The sequence below is a fragment of the Streptomyces sp. NPDC059853 genome (assembly GCF_042731495.1).
Taxonomy (GTDB): Bacteria; Actinomycetota; Actinomycetes; order Streptomycetales; family Streptomycetaceae; genus Streptomyces.
Window position 1 is genome coordinate 4,044 of record NZ_JBHWJL010000304.1, and the last position, 2,032, is coordinate 6,075.

Below are 2,032 nucleotides of genomic sequence, written 5' to 3' on the forward strand. Positions count from 1 at the left end.
CTCCGGCCCGGCCACCCACCCCCCGGCGCTGCGGGAGCCCCACCCCGCCCGCGGCCCGCGCTGGTCGGGCGCGCCGGGGGCCCCGCGCGGCCCCCCCCGCGACGGCATCGAGGGACTGCGCCGGGCCGAACGGGCCGGGGTGCCCGCCTTCGTGCGGCGCGTCGGCGACTTCGCCACCCGCGCCGACTGGGACCGCGCCCTCGCCGAGGAGGTGGCCGCGTACGAGCCCGATCTCGTCGTCTCGGCCGGTTTCATGAAGATCGTGGGCCCCGCATTCCTCGCCCGGTTCGGCGGGCGATTCATCAATACCCATCCCGCGCTGCTGCCGAGCTTCCCCGGTGCCCACGGGGTACGGGACGCGCTCGCCCACGGCGTCAAGGTGACCGGCTGCACGGTGCACTTCGTGGACGCCGGGGTGGACACCGGCCCGATCATCGCCCAGGGGGCGGTGGACATCCGCGAGGAGGACGACGAGGCGTCGCTCCACGAGCGGATCAAGGAAGTCGAGCGCTCGCTGCTCGTCGACGCCGTGGGCCGGCTGGCCCGCGAGGGATACCGCATCGAGGGACGAAAGGTTTCCATCCCGTGACCTCCGAAGAAGGTACGAAGCGCCCGGTCCGCCGGGCCCTGGTCAGCGTGTACGACAAGACCGGTCTGGAGGAGCTGGCCCGCGGTCTGCACGCGGCCGGGGTGGCGCTCGTCTCCACCGGCTCCACCGCCAAGACGATCGCCGCCGCCGGGGTGCCGGTGACCCCGGTCGAGGAGATCACCAACTTCCCCGAGATGCTGGACGGCCGGGTCAAGACCCTGCACCCGCGCGTGCACGCCGGGATCCTCGCCGACCTGCGCCGCCCCGAGCACCGGCAGCAGCTGTCGGAGCTGCAGATCGAGGCGTTCGACCTGGTCGTGGTGAACCTCTACCCGTTCTCGGAGACGGTCGCCTCCGGCGCCTCCTTCGACGAGTGCGTGGAGCTGATCGACATCGGCGGCCCGTCGATGGTGCGCGGCGCGGCCAAGAACCACCCGTCGGTGGCCGTGGTCGTCAACCCGGACCGGTACGGGGACGCGCTGGCGGCCGTCGCCGAGGGCGGGTTCACGCTGCCGCAGCGGCGCCGGCTGGCGGCGGAGGCGTTCGCGCACACCGCCGAGTACGACGCGGCGGTGGCGGGCTGGTTCGCGGCGCAGAACGAGGAGGCGGGCGCCACCGAGGCGTTCCCGGCCACCACCTCGCTCACCTTCACCCGGCAGGGCGTGCTGCGGTACGGCGAGAACCCGCACCAGGGGGCGGCGCTGTACGCGGACGGCTCGGGCACCGGCCTGCCGGCCGCCGAGCAGCTGCACGGCAAGGAGATGAGCTACAACAACTACATCGACGCCGAGGCCGCCCGCCGCGCCGCGTACGACCACGAGGCGCCGGCGGTGGCGATCATCAAGCACAGCAACCCGTGCGGGATCGCGGTCGGCGCCGATGTGGCCGAGGCGCACCGCAAGGCGCACGCCTGCGACCCGCTGTCGGCGTACGGCGGGGTGATCGCGGTCAACCGCCCGGTGTCGGTGGCGCTGGCCGAGCAGGTCGCGGAGATCTTCACCGAGGTGATCGTGGCGCCCGGGTACGAGGAGGGCGCCGTCGACGTCCTGGCCCGGAAGAAGAACATCCGGGTGCTGCGCGCTCCGGGCGCCCCGGCGGGCGTGGGCGCGGTGGAGTACCGGCCGCTGGAGGGCGGGACGCTGCTCCAGGTCGCGGACCGGCTCCAGGCGGACGGGGACGACCCGGCGAACTGGACGCTGGTGGCGGGCGAGGCGCTGGGCGAGGCGGAGCTGGCCGAGCTGGCGTTCGCGTGGCGGGCCTCGCGCGCGGTGAAGTCGAACGCGATCCTGCTGGCCAAGGACGGCGCCACGGTGGGCGTCGGGATGGGCCAGGTGAACCGGGTGGACTCGGCGCGGCTGGCGGTGCAGCGGGCGGGCGCGGAGCGGGCGGCGGGCGCGTACGCGGCCTCGGACGCGTTCTTCCCGTTCGCGGACGGTCTCCAGG

2 protein-coding genes are annotated in these 2,032 nt (G+C 74.6%); both read left to right on the forward strand.

The features are described from left to right. On the forward strand, positions 1-589 hold a 589-nt coding region (gene purN, locus ACFV5N_RS23355), incomplete at its 5' end, for a phosphoribosylglycinamide formyltransferase (RefSeq protein ID WP_385603171.1). Continuing rightward, a partial coding sequence (gene purH, locus ACFV5N_RS23360) for a bifunctional phosphoribosylaminoimidazolecarboxamide formyltransferase/IMP cyclohydrolase (protein WP_385603173.1) occupies positions 586-2,032 on the forward strand: 1,447 nt, incomplete at its 3' end. The genes purN and purH, both read left to right, overlap by 4 nt.